Consider the following 20,114-nt stretch of genomic DNA (forward strand, 5'->3'; position numbering starts at 1 on the left):
TGTAGTGGCGAATGCGTCACGGTTTGAAATGAAGTAAACAGAAATTAACTTGCTCCCTTGCTTGTATATCAAAAGCGGGTAAAACGACACACGTGGCCGGAATCGGGGGACGCCTGAAGCCGGGGACGAGAAAAAAGGTAATGGGTGAAATGAAGGCTGGTTCAAGATTTTTGAACGCAGTATCGGCGGTTGCGCTGTCTGCTGGTGTTGTTGCTTCGGGAGCAGGTGCAACGGTTTTCGTCTCGGCTTCGACGGCTGAGGCTGCGGTAATCCAGCGTATCGATGTCCGCGGTGCGAGCCGCGTCGGCGCCGAGGCTGTACGTTCCAACCTGACGATTGCGCCCGGCAAGAGCTTCTCGAATACCGACATCGATGACTCGGTCAAGCAGCTCTATGACACCGGCTATTTCTCGGACGTCAAAATTTCTGTTTCTGGCGGAACTCTCGTTGTGACGGTTGAGGAAGCCAAGCTGATTAACCAGGTCGTCTTCAACGGCAACCGCAAGATCAAGGACGACAAGCTCGCATTGGTCGTCAAGACGCACGCTGCCGGCCCATACAGCGACGCGCAGATTCAGGCTGATATTCAGGCTATCAAGGACGCTTACGCAGCCACCGGCCGCAGCGAAGTTGAAGTCACGACACAGGTCGTTCCGCTCGGCGAAGGTCGTGTCAATCTCGCCTTCGTCGTAAACGAAGGTGATCGCACGAAGATCGATTCGATCAACTTTGTCGGCAACAACGCATACAGCTCTGGCCGTCTGGCTTCGGTTATCAACACGAAGCGCTCCAACTTCCTTTCCTTCCTGACCCGCAAGGACGTCTACAGCGAAGACAAGCTGCACGCCGACGAAGAAGCGTTGCGTCAGTTCTACTACAACCGCGGTTATGCGGACTTCCGTATCGTGTCGTCCGATGCAGCCTTTGATGAAGCGACCAACAAGTACACGCTGACGTTCAATATCGAGGAGGGTCCTCGCTATAACTTCGGTGCTGTCTCCGTTCAGTCGACCGTTCAGGGCATCGACGGCGCGCAGCTCCAGGGTCTGGTGCGCACGCGTGAAGGCGAAGTTTACAGTGCCAAGGAAGTTCAGAAGTCGATGGAAGCGATTTCTGACCAGGTCGCGTCCGCAGGTTATCCGTTCGCTCGCGTTACGCCGCGCGGCAACCGTGACCTGAACAACAACACGATCGGCGTCGAATACCTGGTTGACCAGGGTGAGAAGGCCTACGTCGAGCGTATCGAAATCCGCGGCAACAGCCGCACGCGCGACTTCGTTATTCGTCGCGAATTCGACATGAGCGAAGGCGACGCCTTCAATCAGCAGATGATCACCAAGGCAAAGCGTCGCCTTGAGGCTCTCGGCTACTTCTCGTCGGTCAATATCACGACCCAGCCGGGCAGCTCGCCGGACCGTGTCGTGGTCGTTGTTGACGTGCAGGACCAGGCAACCGGTTCGTTTGGTATCGGTGCAGGTTATGCGGCTGGTGGCGACGGACTGATGCTCGAAGCTTCGGTCGAAGAAAAGAACTTCCTCGGACGTGGCCAGTACATCAAGGTTACGGCAGGTGGCGGTCAGGAGGGTTCGCGGACCTACGGCCTGAACTTCACCGAGCCCTATTTCCTCGGCTATCGTCTGGCTGTCGGCTTCGACCTCAACCACAGCGAGACGTCGAGCAACGACAACTACGACTACGAAGAAAACAACGTCGTTCTGCGTGCGACCGCGCCGATCACCGAAGATCTGGCGACGACGTTCCGCTACAACTACAAGCAGATGAAGTACGACAATTCTAATAATCTGAGCGACCTGTCGGCGCCTTATCAGAACCTTGTCGAAAATGGTCCCTGGGTAAAGTCGTCGGTCTCGCAGACGCTGACCTACAACACCCTCGACGATATGATTCTGCCGCGCGAGGGTATCTACGCCTCCGCGACCCACGAAATCGCCGGTCTTGGTGGCGATTCGCAATTCTACAAGATCTACGGCAAGGCTCGTTACTACCACCTGCTGGCCGACGACGCTGATATCATCGGCTCGGTTGCCGGATCCGCTGGTTATGTCATCGGCTTCAACAAGAATCTGAACGTATTCGATCAGTTCACCCTGACGAATGGTGATATTCGTGGCTTCGAGAACAAGGGTATCGGCCCGCGCATCGCTGGCAGCAACGATGACCCGCTCGGCGGCACGACCTACTTCACGGTCTCTGCTGAAGCAACGTTCCCGCTTCCGGCCGTTCCGCGTGACTTCGGTCTGCGTGGTGCTGTCTTCGCTGACGCGGGTACGCTGTTCGGCAACGACGTCGACCCACGCGGCGATAGCGTCAACGGCGAAGATGCGTCTCTGCGCGCTTCCGTCGGTGTCGGTCTGGTGTGGAATTCGCCGTTCGGTGCCCTGCGCGTCGACTACGCCCTTCCTGTTCTCAAGGAAGACTACGACAAGGTTCAGCACTTCAAGTTTGGCATAAACAACCAATTCTGATATCGGCAGTCCGGAACCGTAAATTCGAATCCGTTCTGGAGATTTGCCGATGGAGCAAACTGGATTTTTTCTGCCCCATGATGGCGTGAAGCTCTCGGAGCTGGCGCAGTTTCTTGGGGCAGAGCTTGCTGACCTCAAGCAGGCAGATGTCGTTATCCGTTCCGTGGCGCCCGTGAGCCGCGCGAAGACGGGTGATATTTGTTATATAATATCGAAGCGCAGCAGGGACGAGCTCGCAACTTGCGAGGCGTCTGCAGTGATTTGCTCTGCTGGGCTGCAATCGATCATACCGTCGCACATCCCGGTCCTCCTGTCGAAGAACGCACATGCTGCCTTCGCCATGGCGGGCGGTTTTCTGTACCCGACGGCGCTGCAGCCGTTGACGCTTAGGTCAGACGATGCGGGCGTTTCCGACCGAGCCGCGGTAGATCCGACGGCAAAGTTGGAGGCGAACGTCGCGATCGAGCCTTTTGCTGCGATCGGCGCACATGTCGAAATCGGTGAAGGCACGCGTATTGGCGCGGGCGCCGTGATCGGCCCTGGTGTCAAGATTGGCCGCAACTGCTCGATTGCAGCAGGCGCGAGCGTTCTCTGTGCTCTGGTCGGAAACCATGTGATTATCCACAATGGAGCCCGCATCGGACAAGATGGCTTCGGCTATGCGCCTGGTCCGCGTGGAATGATCAAGATCGTCCAGGTCGGTCGCGTGATCCTGCAGGACAACGTTGAGGTCGGCGCCAACACCACGATCGACCGTGGCACCATGGATGATACGGTTATCGGTGAAGGAACGAAGATCGATAACCTGGTCCAGATCGGGCACAATGTCCGCATCGGTCGTCACTGCGCTATCGTCTCGCAGGTGGGTATCGCCGGCAGCGCCGTTATCGGCGACGGCGTACAGGTCGGTGGTCATAGCGGAATCAAGGGCCATATAACGATTGGCGACGGCGTACAGATTGCAGCGATGAGCGGCGTTGTCGCGGATATCCCCGCAGGGGAAAGATACGGCGGCATCCCTGCACGACCGATACAGGATTTTCTGCGCGAAGTCGCGGCGGTCATGATGCGGACGACTGGTGCCAAGAAAACGGGAGAAAAAGAATGACCGAAGAAGTCAAGAAGTCGCTTTCTTCAGCCGACATACTGGAAATCATGAAGCTGTTGCCTCATCGGTATCCGTTCCTGTTGGTCGATCGTATCGTCGATATCGACGGGGATGATGCCGCTGTCGGTATCAAGAACGTGACTGCGAACGAACCGCACTTCACAGGTCATTTTCCTGACTCGCCGATTATGCCTGGCGTCCTGATCGTAGAAGGCATGGCGCAGACCGCAGGCGCGATTTGCGCGAAGAAGGAAGGCGAAGGCGGCAATCTCGTCTATTTCATGACGATCGATAACGCGCGTTTCCGTAAGCCCGTCGTACCGGGCGATCGCCTCGAGTATCATGTGAAAAAGCAGAAGCAGCGCGGCAACATCTGGAAATTCCACTGTGATGCGAAGGTCGATGGAGCGCTCGTCGCCGAGGCCGATATCGGCGCTATGATCATTCGCAAGGATCAGGCATGAGCACGATTGCAGCAAGCGCCACAATTCATCCGATGGCCGTTGTGGAAAGCGGCGCCATCATCGGTGAGAACGCGAAAATTGGTCCTTTCTGCCACGTCGGTCCACACGTGGTACTGGGCGACAATGTCGAGTTGCTGGCGCATGCCGTCGTGACCGGTCGCACGACCATCGGCAAAGGAACGCGCATCTTCCCGATGGCAGTGATCGGCGGTGATCCGCAGAGCGTCCATCACGGCGGTGAAGAGACGACTCTGACGGTTGGTGACAATTGCACCATCCGCGAAGGCGTCACCATGAACACCGGAACGGCTGATTTCGGCGGAAAGACGATCGTCGGCAACAACAATCTCTTCCTCGCGAACTCGCATGTGGCGCACGATTGCCGCGTCGGCGACAACGTCATCATGTCGAACAACGTGATGCTGGCTGGCCACGTGACCATCGAGGACCGCGTCATTCTGGGTGGCGGTTGCGCCGTTCACCAATTCACGCGCGTTGGCCGGCAGGCGTTCGTCGGCGGTCTTTCCGCCGTGAGCTACGACGTCATTCCCTATGGCATGCTGAACGGAAACCCCGGCCTGCTGGGCGGTCTTAACGTTGTCGGCATGACGCGTGCAGGGATCGATCGCGCGACAATCCACACCGTTCGCCGCGCCTACAAGGCGATCTTTGAAGGCACGGGGTCCATCCGCGACAATGCGGCTGCGATACGGCACGAGTACACCGATTGCGAGCAGGCCATTCAGATCCTCGATTTCATCGCGGCTGAAAGCGATCGCGCGCTGTCCTCTCCGACCAGGGGACAGAAAGGCTGATCCTTGTCTCTCGCTGGTGATACGCCCAAAGGCCGCTTGGCAATCATTGCAGGAAGCGGCCTCCTGCCGTCACATGTCGCCGAAGCCGCGCGCGAGGCGGGCGAAAACCCCTTCATCATCGCACTCAAGGGCGAGGTTGATCGCTCCTGGGATGGTTTTGACCATGCAGTGATCGGCGTCGGCGACTTCGCCGGCGTTATACGGGCGCTCGAGAGCAATGGCGTTGATCGCGTCGTCATGTCCGGCGGCGTCAAACGCCGACCGGAATGGCGCGAGGTACGGCCCACATTCAAGACCTTGATGAAAGTGCCCGCAACAATCCGTACGCTGCTGTCTGGTGGCGACGATACGGTGCTGCGCATGGTGATCAAGCTCATCGAGGTGGACGGTCGGCGCGTGGTCGGAGCGCATGAGATCGCGCCCGATCTCCTGGCCTCGGTCGGACCGATCGGAGCCGCTGGCTTCAGCGCCGACGATGCCAGGGACATCGCCAAGGCTATCGAAGCGGCGGAGGCACTCGGGCGGCTTGATGTCGGGCAGGGTGCGGTCGCCGTCGGCGGGCGCATCGTAGCGCTTGAAGGCGTCGAGGGCACGGATGCCATGCTCGAGCGGGTCGCTGAATTGCGCGCCGCCGGACGTATTTCCGCGCGCCGCCGCGGTGTGCTGGTCAAGCTTTGCAAGCCGCAGCAGGATATCCGCGCCGATCTGCCGTCGATCGGAATTTCCACGGTTTCCAATCTCCGCAAGGCCGGCCTCGCCGGTGTCGCCGTCGAAGCCGGACGCTCGCTGATCCTCGATCGCAAGGCCGTCATGAAGGCGGCAGACGAAGCCGGTATCTTCGTCGTCGGTCTGGATCGGGGATTGCCGAATTGGGGACTGTCATGAGCGCGCGTCCGCTGAAGGTTGCCGTCGTCGCCGGCGAGGTCTCCGGTGACCTGCTTGGCGCCGATCTGATCGCAGCCTTGAAGCGGCAGCATGATGGCCCTGTCGAACTTCTCGGCGTAGGCGGCGAGGGGCTCGAGGCCGAGGGGCTGAAATCGCTCTTCGACTATTCCGAGTTGTCGATCATGGGCATCACCCAGGTTCTCTCCAAACTGCCGACACTGGTAAAACGAATCCGCCAGACGGCCGCTGCCATCATCGCGGCGAATCCGGATGTGCTGCTGATCATCGACAGCCCGGATTTCACCCACCGCGTTGCCAAGCGTGTTCGCGCCGCGCGTCCTGACATGCCGATCGTCAATTACGTGTGCCCGAGCGTCTGGGCCTGGAAGGAATACCGGGCGCAACGCATGCTTGCCTATGTCGATCACGTCCTAGCTGTGCTGCCATTCGAGCCTGAGGCAATGCGCGTGCTCGGCGGACCGCCGACCACCTATGTCGGTCATCGTCTGGCCGTCGATGCGGATCTGCTTGAAACACGCCGGCTTCGCGCGCAATCGCCTGTGAAGGCACCCGCCGATGTCAGGACGATCATGCTGCTACCGGGCTCGCGTGGATCGGAGATCACCAAGCTCCTGCCGTACTTCGGCGACGCCATCGCCGAATTTGTCGAGCGCAACGGCGAGACGCGCTTCATATTGCCTACCGTGCCGCGCCGTGAAGCGATGGTGCGCGAGATCGTCAAGGACTGGAAGATCCAGCCGGAAATCCTGGTGGGAGCGCCCGCCAAATGGAAGGCCTTCGCGGAGGCTGACGCCGCCATGGCCGCGTCAGGTACTGTGATTCTGGAGCTTGGGCTTTCCGGTGTCCCCACGGTTTCTGTCTACAAGACGGACTGGATCATCAGCCTGATGACGGGGCGTATCAAGACTTGGACGGGCGCCATCCCGAACCTGATTGCTGACTATGCCGTCGTACCTGAATACCTAAATAATGTGGTTCGCGGCGCAAGCATTGCGCGCTGGATGGAGAAGCTGTCGGTCGACACCCTTCCGCGGCGCGCGATGATGGAGGGATACGATCTCGTCTGGCAAAGAATGCAGACGCAAAAGCCGCCCGGCGAGCACGCGGCGGAGATCGTTCTCGATGTCATTCAAAAGAAAAGGCCCGGTCATTTCTGACCGGGCTTTTTTGTGCCCGGATGGGCCGATTAGCGCTTGGAAACCGGCTGGTAGTCGCGCTTCGGCTCGCCGATGTAGAGCTGACGCGGACGACCGATGCGCTGCTGCGGATCCTCGATCATTTCGTTCCACTGTGCGATCCAGCCGACGGTGCGGGCGAGAGCGAAGAGAACGGTGAACATGGTCGTGGGGAAGCCCAGCGCCTTGAGCGTGATGCCCGAGTAGAAGTCGATGTTCGGGTAGAGCTTCTTCTCGATGAAGTATTCATCGGTCAGTGCAATGCGCTCCAGTTCCATCGCCACGTCGAGCAACGGATCGTCCTTGATACCGAGTTCGCCGAGCACTTCATGTGTCGTCTTCTGCATGATCTTGGCGCGCGGATCGTAGTTCTTGTAGACGCGGTGGCCGAAGCCCATCAGGCGGAACGGATCGTTCTTGTCCTTGGCGCGGGCAATGTACTCGGGAATACGGTCAACCGAGCCGATTTCCTGCAGCATGTTGAGGGCCGCTTCGTTGGCGCCGCCGTGAGCAGGGCCCCAGAGGCAGGCGATGCCGGCCGCGATGCAGGCGAACGGGTTTGCACCCGAGGAGCCGGCGAGACGAACGGTCGAGGTCGAAGCGTTCTGCTCGTGGTCCGCGTGCAGGATGAAGATGCGGTCCATGGCGCGGGCAAGCACCGGATTGACCACATATTCCTCGCAGGGAACGGCGAAGCACATGCGCAGGAAGTTCGACGCATAGTCGAGATCGTTCTTCGGATAAACGAAGGGCTGGCCGATGTGGTACTTGTAGGCCATGGCCGCGATGGTCGGCATCTTGGCGATCATGCGCAGCGAGGCAACCATGCGCTGGTGCGGATCGGTGATGTCGGTCGAGTCGTGGTAGAAGGCCGACAGGGCGCCGACACAGCCGCACATGACAGCCATCGGATGCGCGTCACGGCGGAAGCCGGTGAAGAAGCGCGACATCTGCTCGTGCACCATCGTGTGATGCGTGACGCGATAGTCGAAGTCCTTCTTCTGCGCGGCGGTCGGCAGTTCGCCGTAGAGCAGCAGGTAGCAGACTTCGAGGAAGTCACCGTGCTCGGCCAATTGCTCGATCGGATAGCCGCGATGGAGCAGCACGCCCTCGTCGCCATCGATGTAGGTGATTTTCGATTCACAGGATGCGGTCGAGGTAAAACCAGGATCGTACGTGAAGGAAGCGGTGTTTTTGTAGAGGGCGCCGATATCGATGACGTCAGGGCCGATCGTGCCGCTTTTAACGGCAAGGTTGACCGACTTGTCACCGATTTTCAGTGTTGCGCTTTGATCCGTCATTCTGATCCTCCAAACTGGCGGGTGGCGCCATAAAAGCGCCATAGGGTTAAGCGTCGTCTGCGATAGCTATATGATCGCGGGGTTAATGCCAAGTTCTCTTGACGCCATTTTGTGCATCGCAGTATCAACTTTTAAGCACTACAGCGATGCCCGTCACGCATAGCAGAAGCCAATGATAATCCTTGTCTTTTCCGATCATTGATCAGCCTCTTATTTTAAATCGATTATTGTTGCGCTCGCGCTCAAGAGCTTGCATTCTGGTTGCAATGGCGGCTTATTTCGAGGCGCAATTGCATGTCGGAGTTGAAAACGATCGAGGCAATGCCGACTGCTCAGAGCGCAGATACATCTGCGCGCCTGCCGATCAAGGGGGCAGCCGACCTTCGTGCCAAATCGACGCAGCTCCAGCTTACCCAATCCCTGAGACCCTGGCGGTCGCGGGTTGCAGGTCGAGCCTCCGGATACTGGCCGCATGTTCGCGTTGCGATGTCGCAGGAAGCCGAACATGGCTGGTACTTCCTGATGTCGCCGGTTCTTTTCGGCAGCGGCGCGATTGCCTGGTTTCAGTTCGACGCCGATCCTCCGCTCTTGCGGCTTTGTGCCTGGCTGGCAGTCTTCGCGGTGATTGCCTTGGCACTAGGGCCTGCGCGGCCGATCGCGCGCAAGGCGGCGCTTGCGGTCCTGCTTGTCGTGTGCGGCATGCTGTCGAGCCAGGTCGAGACATGGCAGGCAGGGACAGTAATGCTCGATACGCCAGTGACGACCACGGTCACCGGCCGCGTCGAGCGCAGGGAAGGGGACGGAGAAGGTCGGTGGCGCTATATCGTTGCTGTTGCTGGTACCCGCGAACCGACACTTGGCCGACCTCCAGAACGTGTTTCGCTCGTGGCGCGCGGCGCCTCCACGCCGTTTGAAATCGGGCAGTGGGTGACCGGACGTGCTCGCCTGACCCCGCCGTCAGGCCCAGCCCTGCCGGGCCTGGATGACTTTTCGTTCGGAGCCTATTTCGACGGCGTCGGCGCGAACGGTTTCTTCTATGGCGCACCAACAGCGACCGTGGCACCCGAGACCGGCGATAAGCGGCAATTTCTGGCGGAGGGGATCGAATATCTATACGGCCTCAGAAGCACGATCGGAGACCGCATTCGATCCATTCTCCCCGGTGACACCGGCGCCTTTGCAGCCTCGCTTGTCACCGACGAGAGACGTGCGATCTCCCGCGAGACGACGGCCGCCCTAAGACAATCTGGACTCGCTCATATTGTCGCGATTTCAGGGCTCAACATGGCCCTCTCCGCCGGCATCTTCTTTGTTGGTTTTCGAATGGCGCTCAGTCTCCTGCCATCGGTGGCCCAAGCCTACCCGACGAAGAAGATCGCCGCCGCCGGCGCTCTCGTGGCGTTGACCGCCTACTACATGATTTCCGGCTTTGCCGTGTCGGCTGAGCGGGCATACATCATGATGATGATCATGCTGGTTGCGGTCCTGTTCGATCGACCGTCGATAAGCCTTCGCAACGTCGCCTTGTCAGCGCTGGTGATCGTGATGCTGTCGCCGTCGGAGGTCCTGGGTCCCAGCTTCCAGATGTCCTTTGCGGCGACGCTGGCGCTGGTCGCCGGCTATTCCATCTGGACCGGGCGAAGGCCGACCGACAACGCCTTTCTCAAGCTGCCATGGGTCATGCCGGTGGTCGCCGTCGCACGCTTCTTCGGCGGCATCGTGCTCACCTCCATGATCGGCGGTTTTTCGACGGCGTTGTTTTCGATTGAGCATTTCCATCGGCTGAGCTCATACGGCTTGCCGGCAAATCTCATGGCGATGCCAGTCATATCCTTCGTTGTCATGCCCATGGGCATGCTTGCGATGTTGCTGACGCCCTTCGGTCTCGATGTGCTGCCGTGGAAGATCGCCGGCCTCGGGCTCGATGTCGTCATCGGGATCGCCAAGCTCGTGTCGTCCTGGGGTGGCAATGTCGATATCGGGCGCCTGCCGTCCTGGTATTTCCCGGTAGCGGTTCTCGGATTTCTGGTCCTGACTTTGCTGCGAACGCGTTTGCGCTATCTGGGCGCCGCCATCGTCGGTATCGCGACATTCACGGTGGCGTTGCTGCCTTCATTGCCCGCACCTGATGTCGTTGTTGCGGAAGACGGATCCCTGGTGGCAATTCTGCGCGGAACCCGCATGGCCTCCAACCGGGAGCGCCCGCCCGACTTCATATTCGGCCAGTGGCAGCGAGCCCTCGCCGCCGAAGAGCATCAGCCTCCGGCGTTCATCAAGGCCACACTTCCCAAGAAGACGAAGGAGCGCAACGACCGGTCATACGCTCTGTCGTTTGACGAACGGCGATCCGCGCTCCGCACGATGCGCAACGCCGCAGCGAACGGCTCGGCAAACAGTTTCGTCTGCGTTAAAGGCGCCTGGTGTATCGCCACCCTCGACAACGGCTATATCGTCAACGTCATCGAGGATTTGGCCTATCTCGGGCCGGCTTGCGACGCCGCCGATATCGTCATTACCCCGGCCCGCATTCGTCTGCGCGAATGTCGGTCGGGCGCAATGCTTATTACCGGCCAAACTTTGCGTAGAAGTGGCGCGGTCGAAATACGCATCGATCAGCAGGGCGCGCCCGTCCTGACAACGACGTATGATGGCCTATCACGCCCATGGCGCATACATCGCGCCTATGACTGGCGCAGCGGCACCTTTGACGTCGCCGTTAGTGATAACGGCGAATAAGCCCCACGAGCTTTCCCTGGACCTTCACGCGATCGGGTCCGAAGATGCGCGTCTCGTAGGCGGGATTGGCAGCTTCGAGCGCAATCGATGCGCCCTTGCGGCGGAACCTTTTCAGCGTCGCTTCTTCGTCGTCGACCAGTGCCACGACGATATCGCCCGGATTGGCCGTATTGCCATTGCGGATGATGACCGTATCGCCGTCAAAAATTCCGGCTTCGATCATCGAGTCGCCCTTGACCTCCAGCGCATAGTGTTCGCCTGAGCCGAGCATGTCGGCGGGGACGACGATGTCATGCGTGTTATTCTGGATTGCCGAAATCGGCACACCCGCCGCGATCCGGCCCATGACAGGCACGGAAACGGAATTGCCGTTGTCGGTACTTGGTGCCGGCTTGGCCGGTGCCGGAGGCGTGACCAGCTGAGGCTTGCCAAGGCTCCCTTCGATGACGCTCGGCGAGAAGCCGCGTCGTTGAAGGCTCGGATTGTAGGCCTCCGGAAGCTTGATCACCTCGAGCGCGCGTGCCCTGTTCGGCAGCCGGCGAATGAAGCCGCGCTCCTCGAGCGCCGTAATGAGCCGGTGAATGCCGGATTTGGACGCAAGGTCGAGCGCATCCTTCATTTCATCAAAAGACGGGGGCACGCCTGACTCCTTCATTCGCTCGTGAATGAAGAGGAGAAGTTCCTGTTGCTTGCGCGTGAGCATCGAAGTCGGACCCCAGGGTTGTGAAACAAAGCCAGAACAGACACTATATGTTCCATATGTGTTCCGCAAGTGGCTAAATTTTCGTAAAACTTGGCTCTGAATTGTCCGGTTTTTACACTTCATTCGATCTATGAGGCGGTAGCCTCTTGCATTGTCTCGCTTAGCAGCGCACATCATTCGCGATTTCGGGAGAGGATCTGCCATGAGTGAAGCTCATCCGCTGGACCACGTGGTGCTGCCCGTCGCCAATATCGACCTTGCCAGGGAGCGTCTCGGCAAGCTTGGGTTCACCGTCGCGGCGGATGCGCGCCACCCGTTCGGAACCGAAAACGCCTGCATCTTCTTCGCCGACAAAACATACCTCGAGCCGCTCGGCATCGCGAGCGCCGATGCGTATGAAACGTCGGTCAAAAAGGGCAACGTCTTCACTGCGCGCGATCGTGCTTTTCGCTTCCGCTGCGGCGATGACGGTCTCTCGGCAGTGGTCTTCGGCACCGCCGATGCCGATCGAGATCACGCCCGCTTCCACGCCGACAGGATAAGCGGCGGCGAAATGCTGCAGTTTGCTCGGCCGATGAAGATGCCGGATGGTTCCGAGACGACCGCAGCCTTTCGGCTTGCCTTTGCCGCCGATCTTCGCGCCCCTGATTTCTTTCTGTTCACCTGCCAGCGGATCAATCCTCTGCCAACGGACCGCAAGGCGCTTGAGACACATGTCAACGGCGTGACCGGTATCGCCGAGATCGTGCTGGCGGCACCGGATCCGAAGGCGTTCGCCACATTCCTGCGTTTTGCCTCCGGCGTGGCGTCGGTGCGGGAGGAGGCGTTTGGTATCAGCCTTGCCACTCCGAACGTGCGCATCAGCATTTTGTCGGCGGATGGGTTGAATGCCTATTTCGATCTCGTCGCGCCCAGCGCGGATCGCGGTCTGCGTGGGGTCGGCATTGTCTACAAGGTTGCTGATCTCGCCGTGACAGAAGCACATTTGGCTGCTAACGGGATCACTTACACGCGTAAGAACAATCGAATTCTGGTGAAGGCTGCGTCCGGGCAGGGCGCGCTCTTCGCCTTCGAGGAGAAACGATGAGCCAGACAAATTCCGAAGTAGCCGTCGGCCAGGGTACCAGCCAGGTGGTGTTTTCGAACGCCGGCAAGCTCTCGCTGATCGCCGGCCCCTGCCAGATGGAGAGCCGTGATCATGCGTTCATGATTGCCGGCGTGCTGAAGGAACTCTGCGACAAGCTCGGCATCGGTCTCGTCTACAAGTCGTCTTTCGACAAGGCGAACCGCACGTCGCTGTCCGCCCAGCGCGGCATCGGCCTGGAAACGGCGCTTGAGGTCTTTTCCGATCTCAAGAAGGAATATGGCTTCCCTGTCCTGACCGACATTCACACCGAAGAACAGTGCGCCGAAGTCGCCACCGTCGTCGATATCTTGCAGATTCCGGCCTTCCTCAGCCGCCAGACCGATCTTCTGGTCGCCGCCGCCAAGACGGGTCGCACGATCAATGTGAAGAAGGGGCAGTTCCTCGCACCCTGGGACATGAAGAACGTCCTCAACAAGTTGAATTCGAGCGGCAATCCGAACATCCTGCTGTGCGAGCGTGGCGCGTCTTTCGGTTACAACACGCTGGTCTCCGACATGCGCTCGCTGCCGATCATGGCGGCGATGGGCGCCCCTGTGGTTTTCGATGCCACGCATTCGGTCCAGCAACCCGGCGGGCAGGGTGGTTCCAGCGGTGGCCAGCGCGAGTTTGTCGAGACGCTGGCGCGCGCGGCCGTTGCCGTCGGTGTCGCCGGTGTGTTCGTCGAGACGCACGAAGATCCTGACAACGCGCCGTCGGACGGTCCGAACATGGTCTATCTCAAGGATATGCCGAGGCTTCTCGAAAAGCTCCTGGCCTTCGACGCGATCGCGAAAGGCTGACGTTCAAAAGACTGACATGTTCGTGTAATAGGCCACGCACGAACATCGCTGCGAAGCATGCGCAAAGCGCCATTGTAATTTGCGCATCTTCGATTAAGACGGATTTCAAACGATTTATCCACTCTCAAGCAGGAAAAGCCGATGACCGCAATTACCGACATTATCGCCCGCGAGATTCTCGACAGCCGTGGTAATCCCACGGTCGAAGTCGATGTCTATCTGGAAGATGGCAGCATGGGCCGCGCGGCGGTTCCGTCGGGCGCGTCGACCGGCGCGCATGAGGCCGTCGAACTTCGCGATGGTGGCAAGCGTTACCTCGGCAAGGGTGTTGAAAAGGCCGTCGAAGCCGCCAACACGGAAATCTTCGACGCCATCGGCGGCATCGACGCTGAAAACCAGATCCAGATCGACAACATCATGATCGAGCTGGACGGCACGCCGAACAAGTCGCGCCTCGGCGCCAACGCCATCCTCGGCGTTTCGCTCGCTGTTGCCAAGGCTGCCGCAGAAGCTGCTGGCCTGCCGCTCTATCGCTACGTTGGTGGCGCTTCCGCTCACCTGCTGCCGGTTCCGATGATGAACATCATCAACGGCGGCGCGCATGCCGACAACCCGATCGACTTCCAGGAATTCATGATCCTGCCGGTTGGCGCTGATTCCATCCGCGAAGCCGTTCGCATGGGCTCGGAAGTCTTCCACACGCTGCGCAAGGAACTGGCCGCCCAGGGCCACAACACCAACGTCGGCGACGAAGGCGGTTTCGCACCGGGCCTGAAGAGCGCACCTGAAGCCCTCGACTTCATCATGAAGTCGATCGAGAAAGCCGGCTACAAGCCTGGCGAAGACATCCATCTCGGCCTCGACTGCGCCTCGACCGAATTCTTCAAGGACGGCAAGTACGTTCTCGAAGGCGAAGGCCGCACGCTGGAGCCGGGCGCCATGGCTGAATACCTCGCGCAGCTCGCTGCCCAGTACCCGATCATCTCGATCGAGGACGGCATGGCTGAAGACGACTGGGATGGCTGGAAGGCTCTGACGGATCTGGCCGGCAAGAAGGTTCAGCTGGTCGGCGACGATCTCTTCGTCACCAATTCGGCTCGCCTGCGCGACGGCATCAAGATGGGCGTCGCCAACTCGATCCTCGTCAAGGTCAACCAGATCGGCTCGCTGACGGAAACGCTCGACGCCGTCAACACCGCGCACAAAGCAGCCTACACCGCCGTCATGTCGCACCGTTCGGGCGAAACCGAAGATTCGACGATCGCCGATCTCGCTGTCGCGACGAACTGCGGTCAGATCAAGACCGGCTCGCTGTCGCGCTCGGATCGTCTCGCCAAGTACAACCAGCTGATCCGCATCGAAGAAGGCCTTGGCCCGCAGGCACAGTACGCCGGCCGTTCGATCCTTCGCGGCTAAGCCATCTGATTTCAAGCATTTGGAACCCGCGCCTCACTCGGCGCGGGTTTTTTGTTGCGCTGCGTTCATAGTCAACGGACGGTTAATCTCTGGCCGGTAGTCTCGTTCGCAAGGGTAATGCGTTTCGAGATGCGTGTATGTGGACCAAGCACCATAAGAAGAAAAAGATCGGCCGTTTCGTCATTCCGGCGATGACTGTCGCGTTTCTCTCCTATTTCGGCTATCATTGCATCCATGGCGATTACGGCCTGCGCGCAACGGAGGTGTTTGAGCGCACGCGCATCGCCCGGGAGAGGGAGCTGGCAACCCTGAAAGACAAGCGCGAGCATCTCGAGAGGCAGGTTGCGCTGCTGAGTGATGGCTCGATGGACAAGGATATGCTGGACGAAAAAGCGCGTCTTCAGCTCAATTTTTCTCGTGCCGACGAGATCGTCATATTCAATCATTATTCGAATTAACCGAAAACAAGTTAATCGAAATAAGCATATATTTATCAGTAGTTTAACGCCGAATACGAGCCATGCATTTATGGCATTGCTGTGGCGAAATTTCTTCCCTATGGTACGCGCCACCTAAGAACCGATAAACCCATAGGGAGGGTTGAATGGCGCCGCGAAAAAACGCGACCGTTTCCAGCCGCAAGACCAGCGCGAAACCAGCAGCTAAGGCATCGAATGGCGGCCCCGTCGCCGATTTCGATCGCGACGAGGAGCTGAAGGCCTATCGCGAGATGCTGCTTATCCGCCGCTTCGAAGAGAAGGCCGGCCAGCTTTACGGCATGGGTTTCATCGGCGGTTTCTGTCACCTCTATATCGGCCAGGAAGCTGTCGTCGTCGGCATGCAGATGGCGCAGAAGGAAGGCGACCAGGTCATCACCGCTTACCGCGACCACGGTCACATGCTGGCAACCGGCATGAGCGCCCGCGGCGTCATGGCCGAGCTGACCGGCCGCATCGACGGCTACTCCCGTGGTAAGGGCGGCTCGATGCACATGTTCTCCAAGGAGAAGCATTTCTACGGCGGTCACGGCATCGTCGGCGCCCAGGTGTCGCTCGGTACCGGTCTCGCCTTCGCCAACCGCTACCGTGGCAATGACAGCGTCTCGATCGCCTATTTCGGCGATGGCGCTGCCAACCAGGGCCAGGTCTACGAGAGCTTCAACATGGCTGCTCTCTGGAAGCTCCCGATCATCTACATCATCGAGAACAACCGCTACGCCATGGGTACGTCCACGGCCCGCGCCACGGCGCAGTCGAACTACTCGCTGCGCGGCTCCGGCTTCGGCATTCCGGGCGTTCAGGTCGACGGCATGGATGTTCGCGCCGTCAAGGCTGCGGCCGACGAGGCGCTCGAGCATTGCCGTTCCGGCAAGGGTCCGATCATTCTCGAAATGCTGACCTATCGCTATCGTGGTCACTCCATGTCCGACCCGGCCAAGTATCGCTCCAAGGAAGAAGTGCAGAAGATGCGCTCCGAGCAGGACCCGATCGAGCAGGTCAAGGCACGCCTCATCGAAAAGGGCTGGGCCTCAGAGGACGATCTCAAGGCGGTCGACAAGGACGTTCGCGACATCGTCGCCGATAGCGCCGACTTCGCCCAAGCCGCACCGGAGCCGGATGCATCCGAGCTCTACACCGACATTCTGCTGTAATCGGGGAGGGTAGACCCATGCCAATCGATATTCTCATGCCCGCCCTCTCTCCGACGATGGAAGAAGGCACGCTGTCCAAGTGGCTGAAGCAGGAAGGTGACAAGGTCACCTCCGGCGACATCATTGCCGAAATCGAAACCGACAAGGCGACGATGGAAGTCGAAGCCGTCGACGAAGGCGTCATCGGCAAGCTTCTGGTTCCGGCTGGAACCGAAGGCGTCAAGGTGAACGCCAAGATCGCTGTTCTCCTGCAGGACGGCGAATCCGCATCCGACATCTCGGCTGCACCTGCTGCTGCCGCACCGGCCGCCACTGAGGCACCCAAGGCTGCTGAAGCGCCTGCTGCTGCCGCAGCTCCGGTTCCGGCTGAGCCGAAGGCTCAGGTTCCGAACGATCCTGAAATCCCCGCCGGCACCGAAATGGTCTCCATGACCGTGCGCGAAGCGCTCCGCGACGCCATGGCCGAGGAAATGCGCGCCGACGACAACGTCTTTGTCATGGGCGAGGAAGTGGCCGAATACCAGGGCGCCTACAAGGTGACCCAGGGTCTGCTGCAGGAATTCGGCGCCCGCCGCGTCATCGACACCCCGATCACCGAGCACGGCTTTGCCGGCGTCGGCGTCGGTGCTGCGATGTCCGGCCTGAAGCCGATCGTCGAGTTCATGACCTTCAACTTCGCCATGCAGGCGATCGACCAGATCATCAACTCCGCCGCCAAGACGCTCTACATGTCCGGCGGCCAGATGGGCGCTCCAATCGTGTTCCGCGGCCCGAACGGTGCCGCTGCCCGCGTCGGCGCCCAGCACAGCCAGGACTACTCGGCCTGGTACAGCCAGATCCCGGGCCTCAAGGTCGTCATGCCCTACACGGCATCCGACGCCAAGGGCCTGCTCAAGGCCGCGATCCGCGATCCGAACCCCGTCGTCTTCCTTGAAAACGAAATCCTCTACGGTCAGCACTTCGACGTGCCGAAGATGGACAACTTCGTTCTCCCGATCGGCAAGGCCCGCATCCACCGTCCGGGCAAGGACGTCACGATCGTCTCCTTCGGTATCGGCATGACCTATGCCACCAAGGCTGTCGCCGAACTCGAAAAGATCGGCATCGACGTCGAACTGATCGACCTGCGCACGCTGCGTCCGATGGACCTGCCAACCGTGATCGAATCGGTCAAGAAGACCGGCCGTCTCGTCACCGTCGAGGAAGGCTACCCGCAGAACTCGGTCGGTACCGAAATCGCCACCCGCGTCATGCAGCAGGCCTTCGATTATCTCGATGCGCCGGTTCTGACGATCGCCGGCAAGGACGTTCCGATGCCTTACGCCGCCAACCTCGAAAAGCTCGCGCTGCCAAGCGTCGACGAAGTCGTCCAGGCCGTGAAAGCCGTCTGCTACAAGTAACAAGGGAAGGGTATTTCGATGCCTATCAACATCACGATGCCTGCCCTGTCTCCGACCATGGAAGAGGGCAACCTCGCCAAGTGGCTGGTCAAGGAAGGCGATACGGTTAAGTCTGGCGATGTCATCGCCGAGATCGAAACCGACAAGGCGACGATGGAAGTCGAAGCGGTCGACGAAGGTGTCGTCGCCAAGCTCGTCGTTCCCGCCGGCACCGAAGGCGTCAAGGTCAATGCCTTGATCGCCGTTCTGGCTGCCGATGGCGAAGATGTCGCCGCCGCAGCAAGCGGCGCTGGCTCTGCTGCTCCGGCACCGAAGGCTGCTGAAGCGCCGAAGGCCGAGGCAAAGGCCGAAGCCGCTCCGGCTCCGGCCGCTGCTCCTGCTCCTGCACCAGCAGCAGCGCCCGCCGCTGCTTCCACGGGCAACCGCACCTTCTCCTCGCCGCTCGCGCGTCGTCTGGCGAAGGAAGCCGGTATCGATCTCGCAGCTGTCGCAGGCTCCGGCCCGCATGGCCGCGTCGTCAAGAGTGACGTCGAAGCTGCCGTCGCCGGTGGCGGCGCCAAGGCTGCGCCTGCGCCTGCCGCTGCTCCGCAGGCTGCCGCATCGGCTCCTGCCGCCGCACCGAAGGGCGCTTCCGACGAGACCGTTCTCAAGCTGTTCGAGCCGGGTTCCTACGAACTCGTGCCGCATGACGGCATGCGCAAGGTCATCGCCAAGCGTCTGGTCGAATCCAAGCAGACCGTGCCGCACTTCTACGTCACCGTCGATTGCGAGCTCGATGCGCTGCTGGCGCTGCGCGCCCAGCTCAACGACGCCGCTCCCCGCAAGGAGGGCGCGCCGGCCTACAAGCTGTCGGTCAACGACATGGTCATCAAGGCCATGGCGCTTGCACTGCGCGACGTTCCGGATGCCAACGTTTCCTGGACCGAAGCCAACATGGTCAAGCACAAGCACGCCGATGTCGGCGTTGCTGTCTCGATCCCCGGCGGCCTGATCACCCCGATCATCCGCAAGGCCGAGGAAAAGACCCTGTCGGCGATCTCCAACGAGATGCGCGACCTCGGCAAGCGTGCCAAGGACCGCAAGCTGAAGCCTGAGGAATACCAGGGCGGCACCTCGTCTGTCTCCAACATGGGCATGATGGGCGTCAAGCACTTCGCAGCCGTCATCAACCCGCCGCACGCAACGATCCTCGCGGTCGGCGCGGGCGAGCAGCGCCCCGTCGTCAAGAATGGCCAATTGGCTGTCGCAACCGTGATGACCGTCACGCTGTCGACCGACCATCGCTGCGTCGATGGCGCATTGGGCGCGGAGCTGTTGCAGGCGTTCAAGGGCTACATCGAAAACCCGATGGGCATGCTTGTCTGATCAAACGGCGGAGGCGGAAATGACGAAGACCGTTCTTTGCTATGGTGATAGCCTGACCTGGGGTTATGACGCCGCGTCCGTCGGTCGTCACGAGTACAAGGATCGTTGGCCGAGTGCGCTTCAGGCTGCACTCGGCAACGAGGTCAGGATCATCGCCGAGGGATTGAACGGCCGTACCACCGCCTTCGACGACCATCTGGCCGATTGCGACCGCAACGGCGCCCGCGTCCTGCCGACGATCCTGCAGACGCATGCGCCGCTCGATCTCGTTATTCTGCTCCTCGGCACCAACGACATGAAGAATGTCGTGGCCGGATCGGCCTTCGCCGCCTGCCAGGGCATCGCCCGGCTGGTGCGGTTGATCCGTAACCACGCCTGGCCGTTCGATTTCGACGTGCCGGATATCCTGATCGTCGCACCACCGAGGATCTGCGAAACGGCAAACGTTCCCTTCGCGGCCTCCTTCGTCGGTGGCATCGAGGAATCGGCGATGCTGGCAACGCTCTATCGTGATCTCGCCGATGAGCTCGGCTGCGGCTTCTTCGACGGCAATTCGGTCGCCGAGACGACGCCGCTCGACGGCATCCATCTCGACGCCGACAATACCCGCGCTCTCGGGCGCGGCATGGAATCGACCGTGCGGATGATGTTGGGGCTTTGAC

General features: G+C 60.2%; 17 protein-coding genes. 15 read left to right on the forward strand and 2 right to left on the reverse strand.

The window, feature by feature from the left end:
* Nucleotides 1-149: 149 nt before the first annotated feature.
* From bamA to lpxB, 6 genes are read left to right on the forward strand one after another with little or no spacing between them, the layout of a single operon-like run.
* A complete protein-coding gene (gene bamA / locus QTL94_RS18170; RefSeq protein ID WP_289802872.1) occupies nt 150-2,486 on the forward strand; it encodes an outer membrane protein assembly factor BamA in 2,337 nt (778 codons plus the stop codon).
* Between the two features lie 49 nt (nt 2,487-2,535).
* Entirely contained in the window at nt 2,536-3,594 is a 1,059-nt protein-coding gene (gene lpxD / locus QTL94_RS18175) for a UDP-3-O-(3-hydroxymyristoyl)glucosamine N-acyltransferase (protein WP_289802760.1), read from the forward strand.
* Complete coding sequence (fabZ, locus tag QTL94_RS18180; protein ID WP_065694325.1) at nt 3,591-4,058, forward strand: 3-hydroxyacyl-ACP dehydratase FabZ; 468 nt, start codon at nt 3,591-3,593, stop codon at nt 4,056-4,058. The genes lpxD and fabZ overlap by 4 nt, the downstream gene beginning before the upstream one ends.
* Nucleotides 4,055-4,873 carry an acyl-ACP--UDP-N-acetylglucosamine O-acyltransferase gene (lpxA, locus tag QTL94_RS18185; protein WP_289802761.1) on the forward strand — a complete coding sequence of 273 codons (819 nt, stop codon included), beginning with the start codon at nt 4,055-4,057 and terminating at the stop codon, nt 4,871-4,873. Before fabZ ends, lpxA begins: the two co-directional genes overlap by 4 nt.
* A gap of 3 nt (nt 4,874-4,876) precedes the next feature.
* Nucleotides 4,877-5,758: an LpxI family protein gene (locus tag QTL94_RS18190; RefSeq protein ID WP_289802762.1), complete on the forward strand. Its 882-nt coding sequence runs from the start codon at nt 4,877-4,879 to the stop codon at nt 5,756-5,758.
* On the forward strand, nt 5,755-6,936 hold the full coding sequence (lpxB, locus tag QTL94_RS18195; protein ID WP_289802763.1) for a lipid-A-disaccharide synthase: 1,182 nt from the start codon (nt 5,755-5,757) through the stop codon (nt 6,934-6,936). Before QTL94_RS18190 ends, lpxB begins: the two co-directional genes overlap by 4 nt.
* A gap of 29 nt (nt 6,937-6,965) precedes the next feature.
* Here lpxB and gltA read toward each other — a convergent pair whose 3' ends face one another.
* The gene (gene gltA / locus QTL94_RS18200) at nt 6,966-8,255 is read right to left on the reverse strand and encodes a citrate synthase (RefSeq protein WP_113521002.1); all 1,290 of its coding nucleotides are present in this window, start codon (nt 8,253-8,255) and stop codon (nt 6,966-6,968) included.
* 294 nt (nt 8,256-8,549) lie between these two features.
* Between gltA and QTL94_RS18205 the strand changes: the two genes are divergently transcribed.
* Complete coding sequence (locus QTL94_RS18205) at nt 8,550-10,991, forward strand: ComEC/Rec2 family competence protein (protein WP_502944152.1); 2,442 nt, start codon at nt 8,550-8,552, stop codon at nt 10,989-10,991.
* Here the strand turns inward: QTL94_RS18205 and lexA are convergent.
* Complete coding sequence (gene lexA / locus QTL94_RS18210; protein WP_289802764.1) at nt 10,972-11,694, reverse strand: transcriptional repressor LexA; 723 nt, start codon at nt 11,692-11,694, stop codon at nt 10,972-10,974. The genes QTL94_RS18205 and lexA overlap by 20 nt on opposite strands.
* A 202-nt stretch (nt 11,695-11,896) precedes the next feature.
* On the opposite strand from lexA, the gene QTL94_RS18215 reads away from it, so the two are divergent.
* From QTL94_RS18215 to QTL94_RS18250, 8 genes are all read left to right on the forward strand, one after another.
* The gene (locus QTL94_RS18215) at nt 11,897-12,781 is read left to right on the forward strand and encodes a VOC family protein (protein WP_289802765.1); all 885 of its coding nucleotides are present in this window, start codon (nt 11,897-11,899) and stop codon (nt 12,779-12,781) included.
* Nucleotides 12,778-13,620 (forward strand): 3-deoxy-8-phosphooctulonate synthase, encoded by an 843-nt coding sequence (gene kdsA, locus QTL94_RS18220; RefSeq protein WP_289802766.1) that lies wholly within the window; start codon nt 12,778-12,780, stop codon nt 13,618-13,620. Before QTL94_RS18215 ends, kdsA begins: the two co-directional genes overlap by 4 nt.
* Nucleotides 13,621-13,761: 141 nt before the next feature.
* A complete protein-coding gene (eno, locus tag QTL94_RS18225; RefSeq protein ID WP_065694334.1) occupies nt 13,762-15,036 on the forward strand; it encodes a phosphopyruvate hydratase in 1,275 nt (424 codons plus the stop codon).
* A 137-nt stretch (nt 15,037-15,173) separates the two neighbouring features.
* Nucleotides 15,174-15,494 carry an FtsB family cell division protein gene (locus QTL94_RS18230; RefSeq protein WP_065694335.1) on the forward strand — a complete coding sequence of 107 codons (321 nt, stop codon included), beginning with the start codon at nt 15,174-15,176 and terminating at the stop codon, nt 15,492-15,494.
* 146 nt (nt 15,495-15,640) lie between these two features.
* Nucleotides 15,641-16,687, forward strand: coding sequence for a pyruvate dehydrogenase (acetyl-transferring) E1 component subunit alpha (pdhA, locus tag QTL94_RS18235; protein WP_113520999.1), 1,047 nt, complete (start codon nt 15,641-15,643; stop codon nt 16,685-16,687).
* 17 nt (nt 16,688-16,704) lie between these two features.
* Complete coding sequence (locus QTL94_RS18240; RefSeq protein WP_289802767.1) at nt 16,705-18,087, forward strand: pyruvate dehydrogenase complex E1 component subunit beta; 1,383 nt, start codon at nt 16,705-16,707, stop codon at nt 18,085-18,087.
* Nucleotides 18,088-18,105: 18 nt separating this feature from the next.
* A complete protein-coding gene (locus tag QTL94_RS18245; RefSeq protein ID WP_289802768.1) occupies nt 18,106-19,452 on the forward strand; it encodes a pyruvate dehydrogenase complex dihydrolipoamide acetyltransferase in 1,347 nt (448 codons plus the stop codon).
* Nucleotides 19,453-19,471: 19 nt separating this feature from the next.
* Nucleotides 19,472-20,113, forward strand: coding sequence for an SGNH/GDSL hydrolase family protein (locus QTL94_RS18250; RefSeq protein ID WP_289802769.1), 642 nt, complete (start codon nt 19,472-19,474; stop codon nt 20,111-20,113).
* Nucleotide 20,114: the final 1 nt, after the last annotated feature.

The sequence above is a fragment of the Rhizobium sp. S96 genome (assembly GCF_030382195.1).
Taxonomy (GTDB): Bacteria; Pseudomonadota; Alphaproteobacteria; order Rhizobiales; family Rhizobiaceae; genus Rhizobium.

Bases quoted from the DNA above. Each gene is read 5' to 3' on its own strand.
- bamA (WP_289802872.1), top strand. From the start codon at position 150: ATGAAGGCTGGTTCAAGATTTTTGAACGCAGTATCGGCGGTTGCGCTG.
- lpxD (WP_289802760.1), top strand. From the start codon at position 2,536: ATGGAGCAAACTGGATTTTTTCTGCCCCATGATGGCGTGAAGCTCTCG.
- fabZ (WP_065694325.1), top strand. From the start codon at position 3,591: ATGACCGAAGAAGTCAAGAAGTCGCTTTCTTCAGCCGACATACTGGAA.
- lpxA (WP_289802761.1), top strand. From the start codon at position 4,055: ATGAGCACGATTGCAGCAAGCGCCACAATTCATCCGATGGCCGTTGTG.
- lpxB (WP_289802763.1), top strand. From the start codon at position 5,755: ATGAGCGCGCGTCCGCTGAAGGTTGCCGTCGTCGCCGGCGAGGTCTCC.
- gltA (WP_113521002.1), bottom strand. From the start codon at position 8,255: ATGACGGATCAAAGCGCAACACTGAAAATCGGTGACAAGTCGGTCAAC.
- QTL94_RS18205 (WP_502944152.1), top strand. From the start codon at position 8,550: ATGTCGGAGTTGAAAACGATCGAGGCAATGCCGACTGCTCAGAGCGCA.
- lexA (WP_289802764.1), bottom strand. From the start codon at position 11,694: ATGCTCACGCGCAAGCAACAGGAACTTCTCCTCTTCATTCACGAGCGA.
- QTL94_RS18215 (WP_289802765.1), top strand. From the start codon at position 11,897: ATGAGTGAAGCTCATCCGCTGGACCACGTGGTGCTGCCCGTCGCCAAT.
- kdsA (WP_289802766.1), top strand. From the start codon at position 12,778: ATGAGCCAGACAAATTCCGAAGTAGCCGTCGGCCAGGGTACCAGCCAG.
- eno (WP_065694334.1), top strand. From the start codon at position 13,762: ATGACCGCAATTACCGACATTATCGCCCGCGAGATTCTCGACAGCCGT.
- QTL94_RS18230 (WP_065694335.1), top strand. From the start codon at position 15,174: ATGTGGACCAAGCACCATAAGAAGAAAAAGATCGGCCGTTTCGTCATT.
- pdhA (WP_113520999.1), top strand. From the start codon at position 15,641: ATGGCGCCGCGAAAAAACGCGACCGTTTCCAGCCGCAAGACCAGCGCG.
- QTL94_RS18240 (WP_289802767.1), top strand. From the start codon at position 16,705: ATGCCAATCGATATTCTCATGCCCGCCCTCTCTCCGACGATGGAAGAA.
- QTL94_RS18245 (WP_289802768.1), top strand. From the start codon at position 18,106: ATGCCTATCAACATCACGATGCCTGCCCTGTCTCCGACCATGGAAGAG.
- QTL94_RS18250 (WP_289802769.1), top strand. From the start codon at position 19,472: ATGACGAAGACCGTTCTTTGCTATGGTGATAGCCTGACCTGGGGTTAT.